At 70.6% G+C, this 1,947-nt stretch carries 1 protein-coding gene; it reads right to left on the reverse strand.

The features are described 5' to 3' along the window. Nucleotides 1-1,915: acetoacetate--CoA ligase (locus AB8Z36_RS38330; protein ID WP_369217983.1), on the reverse strand; the 1,915-nt coding region annotated here is incomplete at its 3' end. Nucleotides 1,916-1,947 lie beyond the last annotated feature (32 nt).

Here is a 1,947-nt window from a genome sequence, read left to right on the forward strand (position 1 = left end):
GGTCGGGGGCGTCCACGGTGGCGGGGTCGACGACCTGCTCGACGGGGGCGCCCTGGAGGAGGCGTTTGACGGGGACCTCGAGTTTCTTGCCGGTGCGGGTGTGCGGGATGCCCGGCACTTCGAGGATCTCGTCGGGGGCGTGGCGGGGTGAGGCCCCGGTCCGGATGGCTTCCTTGATCTTCTCACGGAGGGAGTCGTCCAGGCCCACCCCGGCGGCGAGGACGACGAACAGCGGCATCCAGTAGCCGCCGTCGGGCTGTTCCGCGCCGATGACGAGGGCCTCGGAGATCTCTGGAAGGCGTTCGACGACGTCGTGGATGTCGGCGCTTCCCAGACGTACGCCGTTGCGGTTCAGCGTGGAGTCGGAGCGGCCGTGGACGATCACCGAACCGTGGGAGGTGAGGGTGATCCAGTCGCCGTGGCGCCACACGCCGGGGTAGGAACAGAAGTAGGCATCGCGGTAGCGGGTACCGTCGGGGTCGTTCCAGAAGTACAGCGGCATGGACGGCATCGGGCGGGTGATGACCAGCTCGCCGACCTGGTCCACGACCGGACGGCCCTCGGTGTCGAACGCGGCCAGCGCCACGCCCAGTTGGGGTGCGGACAGCTCGCCCGCCCACACGGGTGTGTTGGGCGCGCTGCCCGCGAAGCCGGACACCACGTCCGTGCCGCCGCTGATCGACGCAAGCAGCACGCCGTCGCCGACATGGTCGCGGACCCAGGGGTAGGCGGCGGCGGACAGGGCGGAGCCGGTGCAGCCGACCACCCGGATCGACGACAGGTCGTGGACGGACGGGTCGAGGTCGAACTTGGCCATGCCCAGCAGATACTGGGGGCTGGTGCCGAAGACGGTCACCCGGTGGCGCGCGGCCAGCTCCCACAGGACGTCGAGGTGGGCGAAGGGCGCCGGGCTGCCGTCGTAGGTGCACGTGGTGGCGCCGGTCAGCAGCGTCGAGGCGACCAGGTTCCACATCATCCAGTGGGTGGTGGTGTACCACAGCAGACGGTCGCCCGGGCCCAGGTCGGAGTGGAGGCGGAGGGTCTTCAGGTGCTCCAGCAGGACTCCACCGTGGCCGTGGATGATGCCCTTGGGCAGGCCGGTGGTGCCGGAGGAGAACACCACCCACAGGGGGTGGTCGAACGGCACCGGTGTGGTGGCGAGTTTCTCGGTGCGGGCGACGGCGTCCTCCCAGGAGATGACCAGGGACGGGTACGCCTGCGACGGCCACGGCAGGCCCACATGACCCACCAGGAGCGTCGCCTGCAACGTCGGCAGCGCGGCGGCGAGTTCGAGGGTGGCGTCGCGACGGTCGTGGGTGGTGCCGTTGAAGAGGTAGCCGTCGGCTGCGATCAGGACGGTGGGTTCGAGCTGGGCGAAGCGGTCGGCGGCGGCCTTGGGTGCGTAGTCCTGCCCGCAGACCGACCACACCGCGCCCAGACTCGCGGCGGCGAGGAACGCGACGATCGCGTGCGGGGTGTTGGGCAGGTAGCCCACCACTCGGTCGCCCTTTTTGACGCCCAGGTCGCGCAGGGTGGCGGCGACCGAGGCGACCTGGGCACGCAGGCGGCCTCCGGTCACCTCGTGGCAGGAGCCGGTCTCGTCGAGGGCGAGGATGGCCACGGCGTCGTCGGCGAGGTCGCGCAGGGCGTGGTGGGCATAGTTGAGGGTGGCGCCGGGGAACCACTGGGCGCCGGGCATCCGCTCCTCCGCAAGCACCTGCTCGTAGGGGGTGTCGGCGTCGATGTCGAAGTACTCCCACACCGCGCCCCAGAAACCCTTCAGATCGGTGACCGACCAGTGGTGCAGGGTGGCGTAGTCGGCTCCTTCCCTCCCGACGTGCCGGGCGAAGTCGGTGATGTGGCTGTCGGCGACGGTCTGCGGGTCGGGTGCGGTGAAAGGGCGGGGCACGGTCATCGTGGGGCGCTCCTTGGCAGGCCGTGTTCGTG

Origin of the sequence: Streptomyces flavofungini, assembly GCF_041028215.1 — a bacterium.
Lineage (GTDB): Bacteria > Actinomycetota > Actinomycetes > Streptomycetales > Streptomycetaceae > Streptomyces > Streptomyces flavofungini_B.